Here is an 18,888-nt window from a genome sequence, read left to right on the forward strand (position 1 = left end):
GAGTAGATTGGGAGGCGCCCCGATGGGCAAGACAATCAGATTGACGATGGCGCAGGCGATTGCGCATTTCCTCAAGAAGCAGATGACCGTCATCGATGGCCAGAAGGTGCAGATATTCGGCGGCGTCTGGGCGATCTTCGGCCATGGCAACGTCGCCGGCATGGGCGAAGCGCTCTACCAGGTACGCGACGAGCTTCCGACGTATCGCGCCCACAACGAGCAAGGCATGGCGCATGCCGCGATTGCCTATGCAAAGACCAGCTTTCGCCAGCGCTTCATGGCCTGCACGACATCGATCGGCCCCGGCGCTTTGAACATGGTGACCGCGGCGGGCGTTGCCCATGTCAACCGCATCCCCGTTCTCTTCCTGCCGGGCGACGTCTTTGCTAACCGCGCGCCCGATCCGGTGCTGCAGCAGATCGAGGACTTCGGCGACGGTACGGTTTCCGCCAACGACGCTTTTCGCCCGGTCTCACGCTATTTCGACCGGATCACGCGTCCGGAGCAGATCATCTCCGCGCTGAAGCGGGCCATGCAGGTTTTGACCGATCCGCTCGATTGTGGTCCGGTGACGCTGGCGCTCTGCCAGGATGTGCAGGCGGAAGCATTCGACTATCCGGAAAGCTTCTTCGAGGAACATGTCTGGACGCATCGCCGGCTGCAGCCGGATGCCGATGAACTGGCGCATGCCATCGCCCTCATTCGCAAGTCGGAGCGCCCGGTTATCATTGCCGGCGGCGGTGTGCTTTATTCACAGGCGACGAAGGAACTGATTTCGTTTGCAGAGGCGCACGGGATTCCCGTGGTCGTGACCCAGGCGGGGAAATCCGCCATCAACGAGACACATCCGCTGGCGCTCGGCTCCGTCGGTGTCACCGGGACATCGGCCGCCAATGCGATTGCCGAGGATACCGATCTCGTCATCGCTGTCGGCACGCGCTGCCAGGACTTCACGACAGGCTCGTGGGCCCTCTTCAAGAACGAGAAGCTCGAGATGATCGGGCTCAACATAGCGGCTTACGACGCGGCCAAGCACAATAGTCACCCGCTGGTGACAGATGCGCGCGAGGGGCTGAAGGCGATGTCGAAGGGACTTTCCGGCTGGAAAGCGCCGGCGGCACTCGCTGACAGAGCTGCCCGAGAAAAGAAAGTGTGGATGGAGGCTGCCGCAAGAGCGATGGCGACCACCAATGCCGCCCTGCCTTCGGATGCACAGGTGATCGGCGCGGTCGCCCGGACCCTCGGCGGCGAGAACACAATTCTCTTATGCGCAGCGGGCGGATTGCCCGGCGAACTGCACAAGCTCTGGCCGGCGACTGCTCCCGGCAGCTATCATATGGAATATGGTTTCTCGTGCATGGGCTATGAGCTCGCCGGGGGGCTGGGCGCCAAGATGGCCAGGCCGGACAAGGATGTCGTTGTGATGGTCGGCGACGGGTCGTACATGATGCTCAATTCGGAGATCGCCACTTCGGTGATGCTCGGCCTGAAGCTGAACATCGTCCTTCTCGACAACCGTGGCTACGGCTGCATCAACCGGCTGCAAATGGGCACGGGCGGCGCCAACTTCAACAATCTGCTGAAGGACTCACGCCACGAGGTCATGCCGGAGATCGATTTCCGGGCGCATGCCGAAAGCATGGGGGCGATATCGGTCAAGGTTGCGTCCATTGCCGAACTGGAGCAGGCGATCGAAGCGTCGCGAAACAACGACCGCACCTCGGTCTTCGTCATCGACACCGATCCGCTGATCACGACTGATGAAGGCGGCCACTGGTGGGATGTCGCCGTTCCTGAGGTCAGCCCGCGCAAACAGGTCAACGAGGCTCGCGCGGCCTATGAACAAGCACTGAAGCAGCAACATGTCCGTTAATCGCCTATCGTCCGATTTCGGAAAAGCGTTTGCACAGCATTCCTATGGAGAATTTCGATGAAGGCCAAACTCGGTATGTCGCCCATCGCGTGGTGGAACGACGACCTTCCTGAACTGAGCGACGATGTGTCCCTCGAGGAGTGCCTGCGGCAATCGCGCAGTGCGGGCTTTACCGGCATGGAAAAGGGCCGCCGTTTCCCAGAAGACCCGAAGGTGATGCTGCCCATTCTGCGCGCCGCCGACGTGACGCTGTGCGGCGGCTGGTTCTCGGGCACGCTCGTCGATCAGGACCTTTCAGCGAACAAGGACCGCATTGCGCCGATGATCGAGCTGTTCAAGGCAGTCGACGCGCCCTGCATCGTCTACGGAGAGGTCGGCCGCTCCATCCAGGGCGACCGCTCCAAGCCGCTTGCGACGAAGCCTCGCCTATCCGACGACGAGATGAGGGCCTATGGTCGCCGGGTGACCGAGTTCGGAGAATGGTGCGCCGAGCAGGGCATGCCGCTCTCATATCACCATCACATGGCCGCCGTGGTCGAAACCGAGCCGGAACTCGACGCCTTCATGCGCAATTCGGGCGAAGGAATCCCTCTGCTGCTAGATGCCGGACATCTGGCCTTTGCCGGCGGCGACGTGTTGCGCGCCATCGACAACCACCACGCCCGCATCAACCATGTCCATGTCAAGGACATCCGCCAGTCTGTCGTGGATGGGCTGGACCGCAATCGGCAGTCCTTCCTCGATGCGGTAGCGCTCGGCGCCTTCACGGTACCCGGCGACGGCTCGCTCGATTTCGGCGCCATCGTCCAGCGGCTCGCCGATCACGGCTATCAGGGGTGGTTCGTTGTCGAGGCCGAACAGGACCCACGCAAGGCGCCGCCGCAGAAAATGGCGGAGATCGGCCATGCCGAATTGGTGCGGATCATGATTAGTGCCGGATATACGGTGGAGACTGAGGGGTTTCCGAAGGGGTAAGATCGACCACCGAGCAAGCGCCCTCGCCCTTCGAGGCTCCGGCCTCCGGCCTGTGCACCTCAGGATGAGGGCTTAACGTCGGATGCTCCGCCCTAGTGACAAGGGCCGTCCAGCCCTCATGGTGAGGTGCCTCGATGCCGGAGCGAAGGCGGAGGCGGCGGGCCTCGAACCACGAGGGCTGGCCCGGGGCGCGGAGCTTTCTTCACCTCACCCTTGATGGGGGAGGTCGCAGCGGAGCTACGGATGGGGGTGATAGTTGGGTGCCTGAGGCGATCACCACACCCCGGCACTGCGTGCCGACCCTCCCCCTCAAGGGGAGGATGAACGTCAACATGGAGACAACCGATGCCGAACCTTAAAGTCAAACCGACGGGGACAAACGGCCGAGTAACGCATGTCACCCCCGAGAGTGCCGGATGGACCTATGTCGGCTTCGACCTGCATCGGCTGAAGCCGGGACAATCCGCGTCGGGTGAGACCGGTGAGCGCGAGGTTTGCCTTGTCTGGGTGAGTGGCAAGGGGAAAGCCAAGGCGGGCAGCAAGGATTTCGGTACGCTGGGCGAGCGGATGAGCCCGTTCGATGGTGCTCCGCATGCGCTTTATATCCCGGCTGGATCGAACTGGTCGGTCACGGCCGAGACCGATCTCGAGTTAGGTGTCTGCTCGGCGCCCGGAGGTGGAAACCATGAGGCTCGCGCCATTCCGCCGGGCACGCATCCGCCGCTGACCCGCGGCAAGGGCACGAATGTCCGCCACGTCAACAACATCATGCCGGAAGACGATGGTGCTGCGCATTCGCTGCTGGTGGTCGAGGTGATCACGCCCGGCGGGCATACGTCTTCGTATCCGCCGCACAAGCATGACCAGGACGATTTGCCGAACGAGAGCTTTCTTGAGGAGACCTACTACCACCGTCTCAACCCGCCGCAGGGTTTCGCCTTCCAGCGCGTCTATACGGATGATCGTTCGCTCGACGAGGCTATGGCAGTCGAGGACGGCGACGTGACGATGGTGCCCAAGGGATATCACCCCTGCGCTGCCTGCCACGGCTACGATCTCTACTATCTGAACGTCATGGCTGGGCCGAAGCGCGTCTGGAAGTTCTACAATGCGCCTGAGCATGAGTGGCTGCTAAAGGCCTGATTATCAGGAATTGCCGGATTGAGAGCCGGGCGTGCAACCGCCCGGCTCTCGTGTGTTCAGCCTGGCAGAAGTCCGTACCGCCAGCCGCGCCGCCGGGCATTCTGCGACAGCACCAGCAGCGCAAGCAGGCACATGCCACCCTCCGCGGCGATCGAGACCATCCAGATGCCGGTCTCGCCGAAAGCATAGGGCAACAGAAATGTCAGCGGCAGCACGAAGAGATAAGGCCGCGCCAGTCCGAAAGCGCCGGCTCGGAGAGGGTCGCCGAGCGCCTGGAAATATCCAGACAGGACGATCATCTGCCCGAAGAGGAAATATGACGCCACCATCCAAGGCAGGATACGCGTGGTCGCGGCGATGATTTGCGGATCGGCAACGAAGATGCCTCCCAGGTGGCCCGCCAGCAATTCGACAACGATTTCCACCATCGCGCAATAGATGAGCGCCGACAGCAACGCGATCTGAAGACTGCGGCCAACGCGCTGCGTCAGGCCTGCGCCGTAGTTATTGCCGCAAATCGTCTGAAAAGCGATGTTGATCCCGAGCAGCGGCAGATAGGCGAAGGTCATGATCCGCGTGATGATGCCGTAGGCGCCGACTGTCGCGACGTAGTTCGAGGCGTCCCAGATGGACAGATTGTAGATGACTGCAGCCGAACTCAGCGACATGCCGATGAAGCCGAGGCTCATCGGTGCACCGAGCGAGAGGATTCTCGGCCAGTCGGAGATGGGGAAGCGCAGCCATGGCCGAAGCGCCTCAACATTGCGCCACCGATAGAACAGGATCGCGATCAGGCAAATGAATTGCGCCAAGACAGAACCGGCAGCGGAGCCGATGACGCCCCAGTGCGCAACAGCCATCAAGAGCCAATTCGCCAGGATATTCAGCAGCGACGAGGCGATAGTCACCAACGCCATGAAGCCGATCCTGCCCTCGCATCGCAAGGCGTCGACGTTCAGCGAGAGAAAGAAGGCGACCGGCGCGAAGGCGATCGTGACCGCCATGAAGGATCGGGCGTTGGTCGCGACATCAACCGCACCTTCCGCCGCCGCATCGATGATGCGGGCGCCAGCAAGCCAGTAGAGCGCGTAGAGCAGCAGGACCAATCCGATAGCCAGCGCATTGGCGGCCGCAAAAGTCTGCCTTGCGCCCTCGCGATCGCCGGCCCCGAGTTTCCGGGCAAGGATGCTGGCCATTCCGTTCGATACCAGCGCTTGGAGGGCGATCAGCATCATCAAACCGGGAAAGATCAGCGTGACGGCAGACAAGGCCGCCGGGCCGACATAGGCGCCGAGAAAATAGGCGTCGACGACAACAAAGAGGCCGTTGATGGTGGTGATGAGGACGATCGGTGCTGCAGTCCTTGCGAAGACACCGGGGAGCCATCCGGTCAGGAAGATATTGTCTCTATTATTTTTCATAGCAAACCCATGGCAAAAGCCAGCCGCACCAGGCGACCGAGATGAAACGTCGAGGAAATCGGGAGCCCTAGATGGCCAGCACCAGATGCGGCAGTCCGTTCGAGGTCTTTCGGGGCGAGATGCCCTTGGCATCTACCTGCGCGCGGATGCGGTGGCGCAGGGCGGAAAAGCTGTCGAAAGTGACGACGTCCACCGGCTTGTCGAACTGGATTGCGATGTTGAAGAGATTGCCGCCCGGTAGCGCGGCCAGCGATAGCACCCTGCCCTCGAAATCCTGGTTCAGATAGCGGCCGGAGACTTTGCTGCCGACCGCAAAGGGTAGCACGCGCTCAGGGAGCTCACGCAGCACGCGGGCTGAAAGCGTGTTCCAGTCTCGGGCGCCGTGCTGCTGGGCAAGGAGTTCGAGTGCGGCGCCGTGCGCAATGGGAGTGCCGCGATCGGCCATCGCCTGACGCAGACGCTTGGCCTGTTGTTTCAATTCGTCAATCGTCGGGAGCGACGTCGTCATGATAAAGCCTTTCAGGAAGGCATGCTTTCAGACCGGAATTAGGGTGCTCGCATTGCCTTCAGTCAGCATGCACTGATTGGGCTTCATAACCGACGTAAGGGCTTCACCAAGAGCTTTTGGCTCGCGAGCGGCAGGCGCCTCGACCGATCCGTGATATGCGCGATGGGCCGGTCATTGTCAAGGACGGCAGAATCGTCCCTGAAATGCCCAAATTAGAAGCGCCTGAGTGATTTTTGCACATGTTTGTTGGCGTTTAAGCGAATGGATTCAACATTCATCAACGGTCAAATATTATTCTGGAACAGTAGATTAAAACAGCGGAGGGCAACATGCCCCTTCAGACGCACCTTGATATGCAACACCCCGAACCCGACCGCGCGCTCGAGGAATTTGTCGTCGACCGCCCCGGCAGCATCATTTTCGTCGGCCATCATCTCAGCACCGGGACGCAAGTTCGCTGCCTGATCAGAACGATCTCGCTCGGTGGGGCAGTTCTCGAGATCGGCGAGGGCCTTGAGGTACCGAACAACTTCTTCCTTGAAATTCTCGGCATCCATGACGAGATCGGCTGCACGCTGGTCAAGCGCGAGGGCAGTGCGGTTACCGTCGGCTTCAACATGCTGATCGACCCGGAATTTCTGCATCACGTCATCCGGCTGAATTTCGAAGCCAGCCAGTAGAAGGCCGCGACTCCTGCGAATCGCGGCCTCCGATCCAACACCTATTCGTCGGTCTACGCGGCCAGATGCCGTTCAATCTGGTCGATCGGAATGTTGGTCAAATCCTTGGCGAGTTCGGACGTGATCGCGGCCTGCGCATCGGCACTCAGGTTCGGCCGGAGCTTGCCGAGCGCTTTCGGCGGCGCCACCAGAACTATGCGTCTGGCGTTCTTCTCATGGACGAGCTCATCCAGCTTGATGGCGACCTGCTTCAGAAAAGCATCTTCCGCCTGATCGTGCCATGTGGTTTCCTCGACCGCACTGCCGCCAGCGCCATCGGCCTGGTGCGATCGCCCCGGCTTGCCCGCGCCGATGTCGCGATCGGCCTCGTTCGGCTGTAACAGGGTTTCGTGAACTTGCAGGTTCATGTGCTGGTTGTCGCCCGCATTCTGCAGGATCAGCGCCTTGGCGCCGTCGCAGACAACCACCCATGACTCCCACGGAACCTTGATATCGCTCATTATTTTTTCCTCATACTTCTCGTTCGGCACATGAAGCGCCCATGTGCCATCGACGAGAGGAAACGCCCGAGGCAACAAAGGGTTCGAACAAATCGAGAATTGGAGGCGCGAAACAATCCGACGATCATTTTCGTTCGTAACAATCTGAAAAGGAGCCCATTGATGATCAAGACCGCCCTCACCGCTTATGCCGGTTCGTTCGCCACGTTGCTGGTGCTGGATGCGATCTGGCTCGGATTGGTCGCCCGGACATTCTATCGCGACCAGCTGGGGGAGCTGATGCTGCCGCAGCCCGATCTGGCGGTGGGGGCTGCCTTCTACATCTTCTTCACCGTCGCCGTGGTCGTGCTCGCGGTCATGCCGGGCTTGGCGGCCGCGTCGGTCGGAAAAGCGCTGCTTTACGGCGCCGTCCTCGGGCTTGCCGCCTACGGCACCTACGATATCACCAACCTCTCCACCCTTAGGAACTGGCCGCTCCTGATGAGCGCCGTCGACATGGCCTGGGGCACGGTCATCACGGCGGCGGCGGCGGGCGGAGGATATGCGGTCGCGCGCTATTTCGGTTGAATTCCGGCTCAGCTGATGCCGACCGGTCGCAAAGAGCGTGATCGCTAGAATTTTAATATTACAATTGACGAAAGCACAAATGCTTCGTGCAAGGCTTATGCTGCATAAGACCGAGATAAATTTGGTCGTGCAGAGCCGGGGAACGTCGATGCTGAACGCAACGCATCTTGCGAAGGTCAAATCGGAAGTCTACGAACGACAATATGAGCGCTTTTACGTGCAGCGTCCGGCACGTCTGGTCGCCGTTCGTCCATGCCTGACAGGCGTTTCGATGCGCAGCGCCGAAATCATCGATATTTCCCAAGGCGGCGCCAGCTTCCTTGTCGGTACGACGATCGGTCTGCCGCTTCATTATTATCTCAATATCCTTGGCCTTGCCTATCGCATCGGCTGCGCCGAGGTTTACCGGACCAACGAAAACCGGGTCGGTGTCAAATTCATCAATCTGCTGACACCCGAGACATTGCGGCTGGTCGTACGTGCCGACTTCATGATCGGCAACGCGGAAGCCAACGCCGCCCGCAAGATGCGCCGCTAACAGCGCCCCAACAGGATCATCTACTATTGCACCGGCTCGACAAGGGCCTATTGTGCGTGCGATTTCCAATCGCAATCCGGGATAAAACGACAGAATGTCCGCTTTTTTGCGCTTCACGCCGCTGACCAGCGCCCTCCCCTCCACCGTTCCCTTCGTCGGGCCCGAAGCCTTGGAGCGCCAGCGCGGCCTCACCATCAAGGCGCGGATCGGAGCCAACGAGAACGGCTTCGGTCCCGCCCCCTCCATCATCGAGGCGATGCGCCGCGAGGCGGCCGATATCTGGAAATATAACGACCCCGAGAATTTCGCATTGAAACAGGCGCTGGCCGCACATCTCGGCGTCAAGGCCTCGAATGTCTGTGTCGGCGAAGGCGTCGATGCACTGCTTGGCCTCATCGTCCGGATGATCGTCGAGCCGGGGACCGCCGTCGTCACGTCCCATGGCGGATATCCGACGTTCAATTTCCACGTCGTGGGGTATGGCGGCCGGTTGGTAACCGTCCCCTATGTCGAGGATCGCGAGGATCTCGACGGATTGCTTCAGGCGGTGAAGCGCGAGGATGCTTCGCTCGTCTATTTTGCCAACCCTGATAATCCGATGGGAAGTTGGTGGGATGCGGACAAGATCGTCGCTTTTGCCAAGGCGTTGCCGGAAACCTGCATGCTGGTTCTCGACGAAGCCTACAGCGAGACCGGCCCGAAGGGTTCCACTCCCGATATCGCCGCGCTGATCGACATGCCGAATGTCCTACGCACGCGGACATTTTCGAAAGCCTATGGCCTTGCCGGTGCGCGCGTCGGCTACGTGATCGGGGTGGCCGAGACCGTGCAGGCCTTCGACAAGGTCCGTAATCACTTCGGGATGAACCGGCTTGCGACGGTAGCGGCACTGGCGGCACTCAAGGACCAAGCCTACCTCTCAGAAGTGATCGGGAACATTCATGCGGCGCGGGAGCGCATCGGCATGATCGCCCGCGACAAGGGACTTACGCCCCTCGCCTCCGCGACCAATTTCGTGGCGATCGACTGCGGCCGCGACGGCGTCTTTGCGCGAGCCATCGTCGATGGACTGATCGAACACGGGGTCTTCATCCGCATGCCGGGCGTTGCTCCGCTCAACCGCTGCATTCGCGTCAGCGTCGGGCCGAAAGCCGATCTCGATCTGTTCGAGGAAGCGCTGCCGAAGGTTCTGAAAGCGCTCGGCTGAATACAAAAGACGAAGAACCGCGCCGGCATTGTATCTGCCGGTCGCGGTTCTCTTTTCGGCATCGGCCCCTCCCCAGAGCGCCAGCCGTTCCCCCTCTTTCCGAGGTATTGTTCTTTTAGAATTTCTTGAACCGGGCGATCTGGGAGCATTTCAATGCCCCAGGGCCTCAGTGCATCGTCATCCATTCGCGAGCGGAGCGAAGGGCAGCAGCCAGCTGCATCTTGGTGAGCGTAGCCGCGACATCGGCGCGAAGTTCGGCGGCGCGATCGCAGCCCTTGATGGCGGCGATGTTCAGCCACTTGTGGGCGGCGATCAGGTCGATGTCGCAACCGCGGCCGGTTGCGTACATCAGACCCATTTCACAGAAGACGTCGGCGTTGTTTTCGCCACCCATGGTGGCCATTTCAGAAGTCGTCATTTCAAAGCGTGCCATCGGTTCAATCCCTGTTTCAGCCTGTTAACGCTATCCCTGTCTTCCCGTCGGAGCCTCGCCGTCTATCGCAGCTTTTTGGCCCTTCCGGTCGGCGGGTTTGCCCCGCTCGTTTGATGGCTTCACTATCGCAGACGGCTTTCAAAAAGCGCTTAAAATGCATGATTAATTTGAGACAAACAAAGTACAAACGCTTGGTAAACTTGGGATTTTGTTAAACATCGCATCCCTTGCAAATTAAGGACTTTGGCGCGAGTTTTACGAAAAATTAGTATTTCAAAATAAACCCTTCCTTCACCACGAAATCAGCGGCATTTTGCGGAAGGACATTTTTCTCTCGATAGAACGGCTGCAAATGGGCGGTTTTCGGCGTTCCGGACGCATACGAAAAGGCCCGGCAAGCTGCCGGGCCTTCGATGCAAATTAAAAAATTAGCGGGAATTAACGGGCGCGCTGGCCGAACAGTATCTTTTGGGCTTCCTTGTCGGTTGCCAGATTGCTCTTTTCGCGCTCTTCCCTGCCGACGGCCATCCCCTTGATAACGGCCGGGCGCGCCATCAGCGTGTCGAACCAGCGCTTGAGGTTGGGGAACTCGTCGAGGTCCTGGCCCTGACGCTCATAGGAGACGACCCAGCCGACACTCGCCATGTCGGCGATCGAATTATCGCCAGCGAGGAAATCGCGGTTGGCCAGGCGCTTGTTCATGACGCCATAGAGGCGGTTGACCTCATTGGTGTAACGAGTGATGCCGTATTCGATCTTTTCGGGCGCGTAGTGGCGGAAATGGTTTGCCTGTCCAGCCATCGGTCCGAGACCGCCGACCTGCCAGAACAACCATTCCTCGACCTCTACGCGGGCGCGTTCGTCGCTTGGATAGAACTTTGAATATTTGCGGCCGAGATATTGCAGGACGGCGCCGGATTCAAAGACCGAGATCGGCGTACCGCCCGGACCGTCTGGATCGACGATTGCCGGCATGCGGTTATTCGGGGCAATCTTCAGGAACTCAGGCGTAAATTGCTCGCCCTTGCCGATGTTGACGTATTTGACCTCGTAGGGAACGCCGAGTTCCTCGAGCATGATGCTGATTTTCCAGCCGTTCGGCGTGGGCCAGTAGTGCAGTTCGATCGGTGCCGCCATCCAGATAACTCCATGTTTGATGTCCGAAAACATATGAAAGCGCTCGAGGCATTCAAGCCCTGACCGCGCGGCGAAGCTGAACGCCCGATGAACCGGTGTCTCAGCGTCCGTTCAGCCGAACCATGTCAAAACCAAGGCCAGGATCGGCGATGATCCTACTAAAGGAAAACGGACATGGTCATTCTGGCGCGGCGCTTCACCATCATTATGCTTTTTGCGACGGTGTTCGCGATCACATTTTCGGCAGCGGTGCAGCATTCGAACTCAAGCGGCGCGCAGTCGCATTTCGGTGCAAGCTTCACTTGCCTGCAATCTTCGAGCCCATATTGCTCGACGGTTCAATAAATAACGGCATCCGGACCCCGAATTCGCCTCCGCACGACCGAAAATTGCGAAAACACCACGAATATCCTGAATTCTCCGAGCCCGTCGTTTGCTTGTCAAAGACAACATTATATAATGGCTCATGAGCAACCGAATCTCTCCTTTACCGACCCTCGACGTTTCATCTCCCGCTCCATTTCAGCCGCAAAGCTTCGATGACCCGGCCAAGGCAGTCGATGCGCTGACCGAGCTTTACGAGCGCAACACCGCTTTCCTCATCAATAATTTCGCAGATCTTGCTCAGGGCGCGCCGATTGCCTCGCGCTATCGCGCCTTTTATCCCCAGGTGAGCATCGAGACGACCAGTTTCGGGCATATCGACTCGCGGCTGTCCTACGGCCATGTGACGGCGCCGGGCGTCTACACCACGACGATCACCCATCCCCGACTGTTCCGCCACTATCTGAAGGAACAGCTGGCGTTGTTGATGCGCAGTCACAATGTTCCTGTCATCGTCTCGGAATCATCAACGCCGATCCCGCTGCATTTCGCCTTCGGCGAAGGAGCCCATGTCGAGGCGTCTTCTTCGGCTTTCGTCGACATCCCCTTGCGCGATATATTCGACACGCCGGATCTCAACACGACGGACGACGAGATCGCCAACGGCGAATATATTCCACCGCCCGGCCAGCCCTCGCCGCTTGCCCCCTTCACGGCGCAGCGCATCGACTATTCGCTTGCCCGCCTGTCGCACTACACGGCGACAAGCGCCTCGCATTTCCAGAATTTCGTGCTGTTCACCAACTACCAGTTCTACATCGACGAATTCTGCGCCTGGGCGCGCGACGTGATGGCCAAGGGCGGCGAGGACTATTGCGCCTTCGTCGAGCCCGGCAACATCGTGACGCACGCTGGCTCCAGCCAGCCGGAAACCGATGCAGTGTTGACCCGCCTGCCCCAGATGCCGGCCTATCACCTGAAGAAAAAAGGTCATGGCGGGATCACCATGATCAATATCGGCGTCGGCCCTTCGAACGCCAAGACCATTACCGACCACGTCGCGGTGCTTCGGCCGCATGCGTGGCTGATGCTCGGTCACTGCGCCGGACTGCGCAACAGCCAGCGCCTCGGCGACTACGTGCTGGCGCATGCCTATATGCGCGAAGACCATGTGCTCGACGACGACCTTCCGGTCTGGGTGCCGATCCCGGCGCTTGCCGAAGTGCAGGTCGCACTTGAGGCCGCCGTTGCGGAAATCACCGGTTATGAGGGCTTCGAGCTGAAGCGCATCATGCGGACCGGCACGGTCGGCACCATCGACAACCGGAACTGGGAGCTGCGCGACCAGGCGGGGCCGGTGAAGCGGCTGAGCCAGGCGCGCGCCATCGCGCTCGACATGGAATCGGCGACGATTGCCGCAAACGGCTTCCGCTTTCGCGTGCCCTACGGCACCCTGCTCTGCGTCTCCGACAAGCCGTTGCACGGCGAACTCAAGCTGCCGGGCATGGCGACCGCGTTTTATCGCACGCAGGTCAACCAGCATCTCAGGATCGGCATCCGCGCCGTCCAGAAGCTGGCTGCCATGCCGCCGGAGAAACTGCATTCGCGCAAGCTGCGCAGCTTCTTCGAGACGGCCTTTCAATAAGGGCCTCTTCGCTCTGTACCTGACGTCCCCCATGAATGATCGGTCGCAACTGTTTGCGGCCGCTTGTCGTCGTACGCCACGCTCAGCGACAGGATCAGCAAGGCGAAGGCGGCAAAGGCTATTCCGAGCCGCAAGGCAAGCCCTTTGATATCAACGGGCTGCATCAGTTCTTCTTCCGTCAGTTTCTTCGAAGGGCCCATCAGGGTCAAACCTGGGAAATACATGACTGCCACTCCTCATTGGTGATGACGGAGGTTAGTCGAACGGTCACGATGCTTTTCGACAGGAATGTCCCTCGAAAAAAATTCACCTCGGGGGCATCATCGCTGTCGATTTGCAGTCAGCCCATTCGTCTAAAGGCTGAGATCAATGAAACGGGAGGCGACGCTGCCATGAAATATCTTTGCCAGGTCTGGATGGAAGACGGGATGGTCGATGCCATGTCGGTGGAAGACAAGAAAAAGCTCGACAGGGATTCGCTTGCCTATGACGAGGTTCTCGTCGAGCGCGGGCAGCTGATTGCTGCCGAAGCGCTGCAATCGCCGCGCTCAGCCGTGACGGTGCGGGTTCGCGACGGCGAAGTATTGACGACCGATGGACCCTACGCCGAAACGAAGGAACAACTCGGCGGCTTCATCCTGATCGATGCGAAAGACATGAACGATGCGATCCGCATCGCTGCCGGTATTCCACTTGCGAAACTCTGCAGCGTCGAGGTGCGTCCGATCTATGATTTCAGCACCGAGCAATAGGGAGGAGAAGATGAAATTCCTCTGCCAGGTCTGGTTCGACACCGCTGAGATAAGCGCCATTTCTGAAAAAGAAGGCGAATTGCTGACCAGGGAATCGATCGTCAACGACGACAGATTGCGGGACAGCGGACATCTGCTCGTGGCGCAGGCACTGCGGGCACCGTCGACGGCCGTGACAGTGCGCGTTCGAAGCGGCGGTGTATCCGTGACGGACGGTCCGTTTGCCGAGCTCAAGGAACATCTCGGTGGCTTCGTACTGATCGAGGCTGGGGATATTGACGAGGCATCCCGGATCGCCGCCAGCTTCCCGGTCGCCCGCTACGGCGCCATCGAGGTGCGGCCGGCCTATTCAATCACGGAGGAATGCTGAGTTGACGAGGCGGGTTCCTTGGAAAACGTGATCGAAGAAATCTACCGCTCGCAATCGCGCCGGGTCTTGGCGACGTTGATCCGCCTGCTTGGCGATTTCGACCGGGCGGAGGAGGCGTTGCACGACGCCTTCGCGGCGGCGGCGCGGCAATGGACAGCCGAGACCATGCCGGCCAATCCCTTTGCCTGGCTCGTTTCCGCCGGCCGCTTCAAGGCGATCGACCATTTGCGGAGGCGCGCGCGCTTCGATGCCTCGATGGCAGATATCGCCGACAACCTGTATCCGGGAACCGAAATGGGCGAGATGGAAGCCATCGAAGACGACATGCTGCGGCTGGTCTTCACCTGCTGCCATCCGGTCATGCCCGTCGATGCCCAGATCGCGATGGCGCTCCGGGAAGTTTGCGGATTGACCACGGAGGAAATCGGCCGCGCGTTCCTCGTCTCGACGCCAACCATCGCGCAGCGCATCGTGCGGGCCAAGAACCGCATCCGGACGGCGGGAGTTCCTTATGAAGTACCCGACGAGGCCGAACTGCTGGCGCGATTTCAACAGGTATTGCACGTCATCTACCTGGTCTTCAACGAGGGCTACTCGGCCTCGTCAGGCCCGGCCGTCGTCCGAACCGATCTATCCGCAGAGGCCATTCGCCTCGGCCGGCTGCTCATCAGCCTTCTGCCAGACAAGGAAGCAATCGGGCTTCTGGCATTGATGCTGCTGCAGGATTCGCGGCGTCTGGCTCGCACCGATCCGTCGGGCAATCTGGTGCTGCTTGGCGATCAGGATCGGACCCGCTGGGATCGCGACGAGATTGCCGAGGGGCTTGCCCTCGTCGACCAGATCGTTGCGACGGATACGGCCGGGCGATTCACGTTGCAGGCGGCGATTGCTGCCGAGCATGCGCGTACCGACAGCACAGCAGCTACGAACTGGCAGCGCATCGCGTCTCTTTACGACAGGCTTCTGGAAGTGCAGCCCTCTCCAGTGATCGAGCTCAACATGGCCGTTGCCGTCTCGATGTGCGAAGGGCCTCTCGCCGGCCTTTCGGCCATCGACGCCATTCTGGACCGGAACCAGCTCGCGGAATATCATCTCGCCCATGCAGCGAGAGCCGATTTTCTTCGGCAACTCCGTCGTCTCGACGAAGCCCGGCAAGCGTATGAGAGGGCTCTGTCGCTATGCCATCAGGCGCCGGAACAAGCGTTTTTACGGAAGAGACTGGCCGAATTGAACCGCGGCTGACGCGACCTCTCAGATCACGCGCTTTTTCGAGATCAGCAATCCGAGCGCGCTGCCGATCAGGGCCGAGACAACGATCAGCAGGTGGCAGTTGATGCTGGCCTGCGCCAGCGTGGTCAATGCGGCCTTGTCGTTCAAAGCGCCGAAGGCAAGGGCGCCGGCGGTAATCCCGGCCGGATAGGTGCCGATACCACCGGGCGCGTGAACCGGCAGGACGGCCGAAAGCTCGCCGCCGAGCGCGCCACCGAAGCTTGCGACCAGCGGGGTGACATTCATCAGGCGCAACGCCCAGGCAAGAACCAGGACCTTCACCAGCCAATTGACGATTGTCGCAAACCACGCGCGGGCAAATGCGCGGGCATCGGCGGGCAGACCGCGCTCGATTTCATGCACCACGGGCTGCGCCTTCTTCGGCAATACCCTGGCTGCAAACCGAACCAGCGCCCGGCGAGCAACGAAGGCGCCTACCGGCAGCAGCAGGAACGCAAGCCAGAAGGCCCAGGCAAGCAGGCGATGGGGGGATGCGACCGCCAGGCCGATGCCGGCGGCGGCCATCAAGGCGTGCAGATCGAGAAGCCGCATCACGAAAAGGGCGGAAGTCCCGCGCGCCAGCGGGATGGCGAATTCGGAGCGCATCAACAGGGGGAAGCTGGTCTCGCCCGATCGAAACGGCATCATGACGTTCAGCAGATTGTGGATTTGCGTCACCCGGAAAAGGGCGGTGAAACGACCTGATGTCTCGCGGGGGAAGTAGTCGTAGATCCGCCAGGTTCTTAGGAAGTACGTGCCTGTCAGCAGCGCCAGCGCGGTGAGGATCGGCCCGATTCCCACCTGCGCCCATTGTGAGAGGATCGTCGACCAGCCCCAGAACCACTCGATGAAGGCGGCGTAGGCGATAACGACCCCAAGGGTCAGCAGCGTCATGCGGTTGCGAATAAACCAGGTGTCGCGGCTGGCAACCGTCGGAGTCTTCATGTAGTTAAGCACCCATGTAAGCTTTGGCTGGCGGCTGGACTATCGCTCATCTTGTCCGGTCGATCACACCGGTCTTTTAGGAGAGTTAAGAGTTGCAGACAACGGTAGAGTCAATCCGCTCGCTGACGGATACGGCAAGCCCGATCGAACTTTCGGTTGTTGTGCCCATTTTCAACGAGGAGGAGAGCGTCGGCCCGCTGGTCGAGCGCATCTCCGCGGCGATGGCCGGCTTTTCCATGTCCTGGGAATTGATCCTGGTGGACGATGGCAGCACGGACGCGACGCTGGCCAATGCCCGTGGATATCTCGGTCGCGACGGCCTGGTTTTGCGCATCATCGAACTGCAGCGAAATTTCGGCCAGACGGCGGCCATGCAGGCGGGGATAGATGCGGCAACCGGCCGGCTGATTGCCACCATGGACGGCGATCTCCAGAATGATCCGAAGGATATTCCGGCGATGGTTGCCGAGCTGGAGCGGCGCGAGCTCGACCTGCTCGTCGGCTGGCGCAAGGATCGGCAGGACGGCCTGCTGCTGCGCAGGATCCCATCCTGGTGTGCCAATTCGCTGATCGGGCGAATGACGGGCGTGAAGCTGCACGACTATGGCTGCAGCCTGAAGATCTACCGCGCGTCGATCATCAAGCAAGTCAAGCTGATGGGCGAAATGCACCGTTTTATTCCGGCCTGGGTCGCCGGCGTCGTGCCCAGCTCGCGGATCGGAGAAATGGTCGTGACGCACCATGCCCGCGCCCATGGCAAATCCAAATACGGAATATCGCGGACATTCCGCGTCATCCTCGATTTGCTCTCAGTAATGTTCTTCATGCGCTACAAGGCGCGGCCGGGCCATTTCTTCGGCTCGCTTGGCCTCGGGATCGGGGCGCTGGCGATGTTGATCCTTTTCTATCTTTTCGTCGACAAGTTCATCATGGGCAACGATATCGGCACGAGGCCGATGCTGATGGTCGGGGTCGTGCTGCTATTGTCCTCGGTGCAGCTGATCACCACCGGCATCCTCGCCGAAATGATCGCGCGGACCTACTATCGGGACGACGCCTCGCCGAACTACATCGTGCGCAATATCTTCGACGGAGATCGTCGGGATGCATAAGCTTCTGGTCCGCAAACCGGATACAGTCGTTCTTCTCATCGCCGCCTACTTCATCCTCGAATTTCTCGTGCGGCTGGCGATGCCGCACGGCATGCGCTACGACGAATCGCAGCAGGCGCTTTTCTCGCAATGGCTGACGTTCGGTTACGATTCCCAGCCGCCACTCTATAACTGGGTCCAGACGGCAGTGGTCTCCCGTCTCGGCTTGTCGCTGGCGGCAATCTCGCTGGTCAAGAACACCGTCCTCTTCCTAGTCTACCTCTCCTACTACAGGCTGGCACAGCTGGTATTGTCGGACAAGGTATTCGCCGTCATCGCGACGCTGTCGCTGCTGACGATCCCGCAGCTGTTCTGGGAAGCCCAGCGCGACCTGACCCACACCGTCGCCCAGCTGCTGACCATCAATCTCTTCCTCTACAGCGCCATCCGCACGCTGAAGTCGCCGGACCTGACATCCTACGTCATGACCGGGATCACGCTTGGTCTCGGCATGCTGTCGAAATACAATTTCGCGCTGTTGGCGGTGGCGGCCATCGTTGCCGTCTGGTTTCATCCGCAGGGCCGCGCGAGGCTCCTCGACAAGCGCTTCCTGGTGACGATCCTCATCGCGCTGCTGATCTTCCTGCCGCATGGGCTGTGGCTGATCCACAATCTCGGGCTCGCCTCCGGCCGTACGCTTGGCATCATGGAGCAGGACGCGCCGGCAAGTGCGCTGGCGAAAATCGCCACGGGGCCGCTAAAATTCCTGAGAGTGGTCATAGTCATCTGCGCGCCGACGCTGGTTATCTACGCCCTTGTCTTCGGCAAGGATTTCTTCCGCAGCCTGCGGCAATCCAATGAGTGGACCCGCTTCTTCGGAACCATTTTCCTCGTTATCGGGGTGTTGGTGCTGGCTCTGATCGTCGGCATCGGCATGACCGCGTTGCGCGACCGCTGGCTGCTGCCTTTCCTGTTCCTGCTGCCGATCTACCTCTGCCTGAAGATGGAGGCTGCCGGCGTCAGGGCTGAAGATTTCGCCAAGCGTTTCTTCTATATTCCGCTGGCGATGATGCTGATCATCCCGGCGCTGCTCTTCAGCCACGCCAGCTTTCCAAGGCTGTTCAGGGTCTACGAAGCCTATAATGTTCCCTACACCGGCTTCATCGACCAGATCGTCGCCGCCGAAGGCAAGCGACCGGGGCTCGTGCTGACCGACGACTGGCTGCCGGCGGGAAATCTGCGGCTGCAGTTAACCGATGTTCCTGTCATGTCACTGTTCTTCGCCAATCTCACCCTGCCCTACAGCTGGTCGGCCGACCGGCCGGTCCTGGTAGCGTGGTTGCCGAGAAGGACTGGAGAAACGCTACCGCCGATTCTTGCCACCTGGCTGCGCGACAATCTCGGTCCGCAATATGCGACACCTGACGTCAAGAACACCGAAATCCGCTACGTCTACGGCAAGGACGGCGACAATTACCGCTTCGCCTATTCCTGGATCTATCCGAAGTAG

General features: G+C 60.1%; 20 protein-coding genes. 13 read left to right on the forward strand and 7 right to left on the reverse strand.

The window, feature by feature from the left end:
- The first annotated feature begins 22 nt into the window (after nucleotides 1-22).
- The 3 genes from iolD (at nucleotide 23) to iolB (ending at nucleotide 3,991) form a co-directional block, all read left to right on the forward strand.
- Nucleotides 23-1,873 (forward strand): 3D-(3,5/4)-trihydroxycyclohexane-1,2-dione acylhydrolase (decyclizing), encoded by a 1,851-nt coding sequence (gene iolD, locus CPY51_RS01995; protein ID WP_111158360.1) that lies wholly within the window; start codon nucleotides 23-25, stop codon nucleotides 1,871-1,873.
- A gap of 57 nt (nucleotides 1,874-1,930) precedes the next feature.
- The gene (gene iolE / locus CPY51_RS02000) at nucleotides 1,931-2,848 is read left to right on the forward strand and encodes a myo-inosose-2 dehydratase (RefSeq protein ID WP_111158361.1); all 918 of its coding nucleotides are present in this window, start codon (nucleotides 1,931-1,933) and stop codon (nucleotides 2,846-2,848) included.
- Nucleotides 2,849-3,193: 345 nt separating this feature from the next.
- Complete coding sequence (gene iolB / locus CPY51_RS02005) at nucleotides 3,194-3,991, forward strand: 5-deoxy-glucuronate isomerase (RefSeq protein ID WP_111158362.1); 798 nt, start codon at nucleotides 3,194-3,196, stop codon at nucleotides 3,989-3,991.
- A 56-nt stretch (nucleotides 3,992-4,047) separates the two neighbouring features.
- Here iolB and CPY51_RS02010 read toward each other — a convergent pair whose 3' ends face one another.
- Both CPY51_RS02010 and CPY51_RS02015 read right to left on the reverse strand, forming a co-directional pair.
- Complete coding sequence (locus CPY51_RS02010; RefSeq protein WP_111158363.1) at nucleotides 4,048-5,412, reverse strand: MATE family efflux transporter; 1,365 nt, start codon at nucleotides 5,410-5,412, stop codon at nucleotides 4,048-4,050.
- A gap of 67 nt (nucleotides 5,413-5,479) precedes the next feature.
- Nucleotides 5,480-5,920, reverse strand: coding sequence for a glyoxalase superfamily protein (locus CPY51_RS02015; protein WP_111158364.1), 441 nt, complete (start codon nucleotides 5,918-5,920; stop codon nucleotides 5,480-5,482).
- Between the two features lie 329 nt (nucleotides 5,921-6,249).
- On the opposite strand from CPY51_RS02015, the gene CPY51_RS02020 reads away from it, so the two are divergent.
- Nucleotides 6,250-6,600 (forward strand): hypothetical protein, encoded by a 351-nt coding sequence (locus CPY51_RS02020; protein ID WP_111158365.1) that lies wholly within the window; start codon nucleotides 6,250-6,252, stop codon nucleotides 6,598-6,600.
- A gap of 53 nt (nucleotides 6,601-6,653) precedes the next feature.
- On the opposite strand, the gene CPY51_RS02025 is transcribed toward CPY51_RS02020, so the two are convergent.
- Nucleotides 6,654-7,100, reverse strand: a complete 447-nt coding sequence (locus CPY51_RS02025; RefSeq protein ID WP_111158366.1) for a baeRF12 domain-containing protein — start codon at nucleotides 7,098-7,100, stop codon at nucleotides 6,654-6,656.
- A 165-nt stretch (nucleotides 7,101-7,265) separates the two neighbouring features.
- Here CPY51_RS02025 and CPY51_RS02030 point away from each other — a divergent pair, with 165 nt between their 5' ends.
- From CPY51_RS02030 to CPY51_RS02040, 3 genes are all read left to right on the forward strand, one after another.
- The gene (locus CPY51_RS02030) at nucleotides 7,266-7,667 is read left to right on the forward strand and encodes a DUF2177 family protein (protein ID WP_111158632.1); all 402 of its coding nucleotides are present in this window, start codon (nucleotides 7,266-7,268) and stop codon (nucleotides 7,665-7,667) included.
- Between the two features lie 148 nt (nucleotides 7,668-7,815).
- On the forward strand, nucleotides 7,816-8,205 hold the full coding sequence (locus CPY51_RS02035) for a PilZ domain-containing protein (protein WP_111158633.1): 390 nt from the start codon (nucleotides 7,816-7,818) through the stop codon (nucleotides 8,203-8,205).
- Between the two features lie 94 nt (nucleotides 8,206-8,299).
- Nucleotides 8,300-9,412 (forward strand): pyridoxal phosphate-dependent aminotransferase, encoded by a 1,113-nt coding sequence (locus CPY51_RS02040; protein ID WP_111158367.1) that lies wholly within the window; start codon nucleotides 8,300-8,302, stop codon nucleotides 9,410-9,412.
- Between the two features lie 166 nt (nucleotides 9,413-9,578).
- Here the strand turns inward: CPY51_RS02040 and CPY51_RS02045 are convergent, their stop codons facing one another.
- Nucleotides 9,579-9,845 carry a sel1 repeat family protein gene (locus tag CPY51_RS02045; protein WP_111158368.1) on the reverse strand — a complete coding sequence of 89 codons (267 nt, stop codon included), beginning with the start codon at nucleotides 9,843-9,845 and terminating at the stop codon, nucleotides 9,579-9,581.
- A gap of 438 nt (nucleotides 9,846-10,283) precedes the next feature.
- The gene (locus CPY51_RS02050) at nucleotides 10,284-10,982 is read right to left on the reverse strand and encodes a glutathione S-transferase family protein (protein ID WP_111158634.1); all 699 of its coding nucleotides are present in this window, start codon (nucleotides 10,980-10,982) and stop codon (nucleotides 10,284-10,286) included.
- A gap of 466 nt (nucleotides 10,983-11,448) precedes the next feature.
- Here CPY51_RS02050 and amn point away from each other — a divergent pair, with 466 nt between their 5' ends.
- Nucleotides 11,449-12,951 carry an AMP nucleosidase gene (amn, locus tag CPY51_RS02055; RefSeq protein ID WP_111158369.1) on the forward strand — a complete coding sequence of 501 codons (1,503 nt, stop codon included), beginning with the start codon at nucleotides 11,449-11,451 and terminating at the stop codon, nucleotides 12,949-12,951.
- Here amn and CPY51_RS02060 read toward each other — a convergent pair.
- Entirely contained in the window at nucleotides 12,945-13,175 is a 231-nt protein-coding gene (locus tag CPY51_RS02060; RefSeq protein ID WP_111158370.1) for a hypothetical protein, read from the reverse strand. The two genes, amn and CPY51_RS02060, sit on opposite strands and share 7 nt — an antisense overlap.
- A 168-nt stretch (nucleotides 13,176-13,343) precedes the next feature.
- On the opposite strand from CPY51_RS02060, the gene CPY51_RS02065 reads away from it, so the two are divergent.
- From CPY51_RS02065 to CPY51_RS02075, 3 genes are read left to right on the forward strand one after another with little or no spacing between them, the layout of a single operon-like run.
- Entirely contained in the window at nucleotides 13,344-13,703 is a 360-nt protein-coding gene (locus CPY51_RS02065; protein WP_111158635.1) for a YciI family protein, read from the forward strand.
- A 10-nt stretch (nucleotides 13,704-13,713) separates the two neighbouring features.
- Complete coding sequence (locus tag CPY51_RS02070) at nucleotides 13,714-14,073, forward strand: YciI family protein (RefSeq protein ID WP_111158371.1); 360 nt, start codon at nucleotides 13,714-13,716, stop codon at nucleotides 14,071-14,073.
- Nucleotides 14,074-14,091: 18 nt separating this feature from the next.
- On the forward strand, nucleotides 14,092-15,315 hold the full coding sequence (locus CPY51_RS02075; RefSeq protein WP_111158372.1) for an RNA polymerase sigma factor: 1,224 nt from the start codon (nucleotides 14,092-14,094) through the stop codon (nucleotides 15,313-15,315).
- A 9-nt stretch (nucleotides 15,316-15,324) separates the two neighbouring features.
- Here CPY51_RS02075 and CPY51_RS02080 read toward each other — a convergent pair whose 3' ends face one another.
- Complete coding sequence (locus tag CPY51_RS02080; protein ID WP_111158373.1) at nucleotides 15,325-16,287, reverse strand: lysylphosphatidylglycerol synthase transmembrane domain-containing protein; 963 nt, start codon at nucleotides 16,285-16,287, stop codon at nucleotides 15,325-15,327.
- A gap of 92 nt (nucleotides 16,288-16,379) precedes the next feature.
- Between CPY51_RS02080 and CPY51_RS02085 the strand changes: the two genes are divergently transcribed.
- Together CPY51_RS02085 and CPY51_RS02090 are read left to right on the forward strand one after the other, a co-directional pair.
- The gene (locus tag CPY51_RS02085; RefSeq protein WP_111158374.1) at nucleotides 16,380-17,399 is read left to right on the forward strand and encodes a glycosyltransferase family 2 protein; all 1,020 of its coding nucleotides are present in this window, start codon (nucleotides 16,380-16,382) and stop codon (nucleotides 17,397-17,399) included.
- Nucleotides 17,392-18,888, forward strand: coding sequence for a glycosyltransferase family 39 protein (locus CPY51_RS02090; protein WP_111158375.1), 1,497 nt, complete (start codon nucleotides 17,392-17,394; stop codon nucleotides 18,886-18,888). Before CPY51_RS02085 ends, CPY51_RS02090 begins: the two co-directional genes overlap by 8 nt.

The sequence above is a fragment of the Arminella tubonensis genome (genome assembly GCF_003240585.1).
Classification (GTDB): domain Bacteria; phylum Pseudomonadota; class Alphaproteobacteria; order Rhizobiales; family Rhizobiaceae; genus Rhizobium; species Rhizobium tubonense.

Excerpts from the sequence above, each read along its gene's own strand:
- iolD (WP_111158360.1), top strand. The coding sequence starts at position 23 with ATGGGCAAGACAATCAGATTGACGATGGCGCAGGCGATTGCGCATTTC.
- iolE (WP_111158361.1), top strand. The coding sequence starts at position 1,931 with ATGAAGGCCAAACTCGGTATGTCGCCCATCGCGTGGTGGAACGACGAC.
- iolB (WP_111158362.1), top strand. The coding sequence starts at position 3,194 with ATGCCGAACCTTAAAGTCAAACCGACGGGGACAAACGGCCGAGTAACG.
- CPY51_RS02010 (WP_111158363.1), bottom strand. The coding sequence starts at position 5,412 with ATGAAAAATAATAGAGACAATATCTTCCTGACCGGATGGCTCCCCGGT.
- CPY51_RS02015 (WP_111158364.1), bottom strand. The coding sequence starts at position 5,920 with ATGACGACGTCGCTCCCGACGATTGACGAATTGAAACAACAGGCCAAG.
- CPY51_RS02020 (WP_111158365.1), top strand. The coding sequence starts at position 6,250 with ATGCCCCTTCAGACGCACCTTGATATGCAACACCCCGAACCCGACCGC.
- CPY51_RS02025 (WP_111158366.1), bottom strand. The coding sequence starts at position 7,100 with ATGAGCGATATCAAGGTTCCGTGGGAGTCATGGGTGGTTGTCTGCGAC.
- CPY51_RS02035 (WP_111158633.1), top strand. The coding sequence starts at position 7,816 with ATGCTGAACGCAACGCATCTTGCGAAGGTCAAATCGGAAGTCTACGAA.
- CPY51_RS02040 (WP_111158367.1), top strand. The coding sequence starts at position 8,300 with ATGTCCGCTTTTTTGCGCTTCACGCCGCTGACCAGCGCCCTCCCCTCC.
- CPY51_RS02045 (WP_111158368.1), bottom strand. The coding sequence starts at position 9,845 with ATGGCACGCTTTGAAATGACGACTTCTGAAATGGCCACCATGGGTGGC.
- CPY51_RS02050 (WP_111158634.1), bottom strand. The coding sequence starts at position 10,982 with ATGGCGGCACCGATCGAACTGCACTACTGGCCCACGCCGAACGGCTGG.
- amn (WP_111158369.1), top strand. The coding sequence starts at position 11,449 with ATGAGCAACCGAATCTCTCCTTTACCGACCCTCGACGTTTCATCTCCC.
- CPY51_RS02060 (WP_111158370.1), bottom strand. The coding sequence starts at position 13,175 with ATGTATTTCCCAGGTTTGACCCTGATGGGCCCTTCGAAGAAACTGACG.
- CPY51_RS02065 (WP_111158635.1), top strand. The coding sequence starts at position 13,344 with ATGAAATATCTTTGCCAGGTCTGGATGGAAGACGGGATGGTCGATGCC.
- CPY51_RS02070 (WP_111158371.1), top strand. The coding sequence starts at position 13,714 with ATGAAATTCCTCTGCCAGGTCTGGTTCGACACCGCTGAGATAAGCGCC.
- CPY51_RS02080 (WP_111158373.1), bottom strand. The coding sequence starts at position 16,287 with ATGAAGACTCCGACGGTTGCCAGCCGCGACACCTGGTTTATTCGCAAC.
- CPY51_RS02090 (WP_111158375.1), top strand. The coding sequence starts at position 17,392 with ATGCATAAGCTTCTGGTCCGCAAACCGGATACAGTCGTTCTTCTCATC.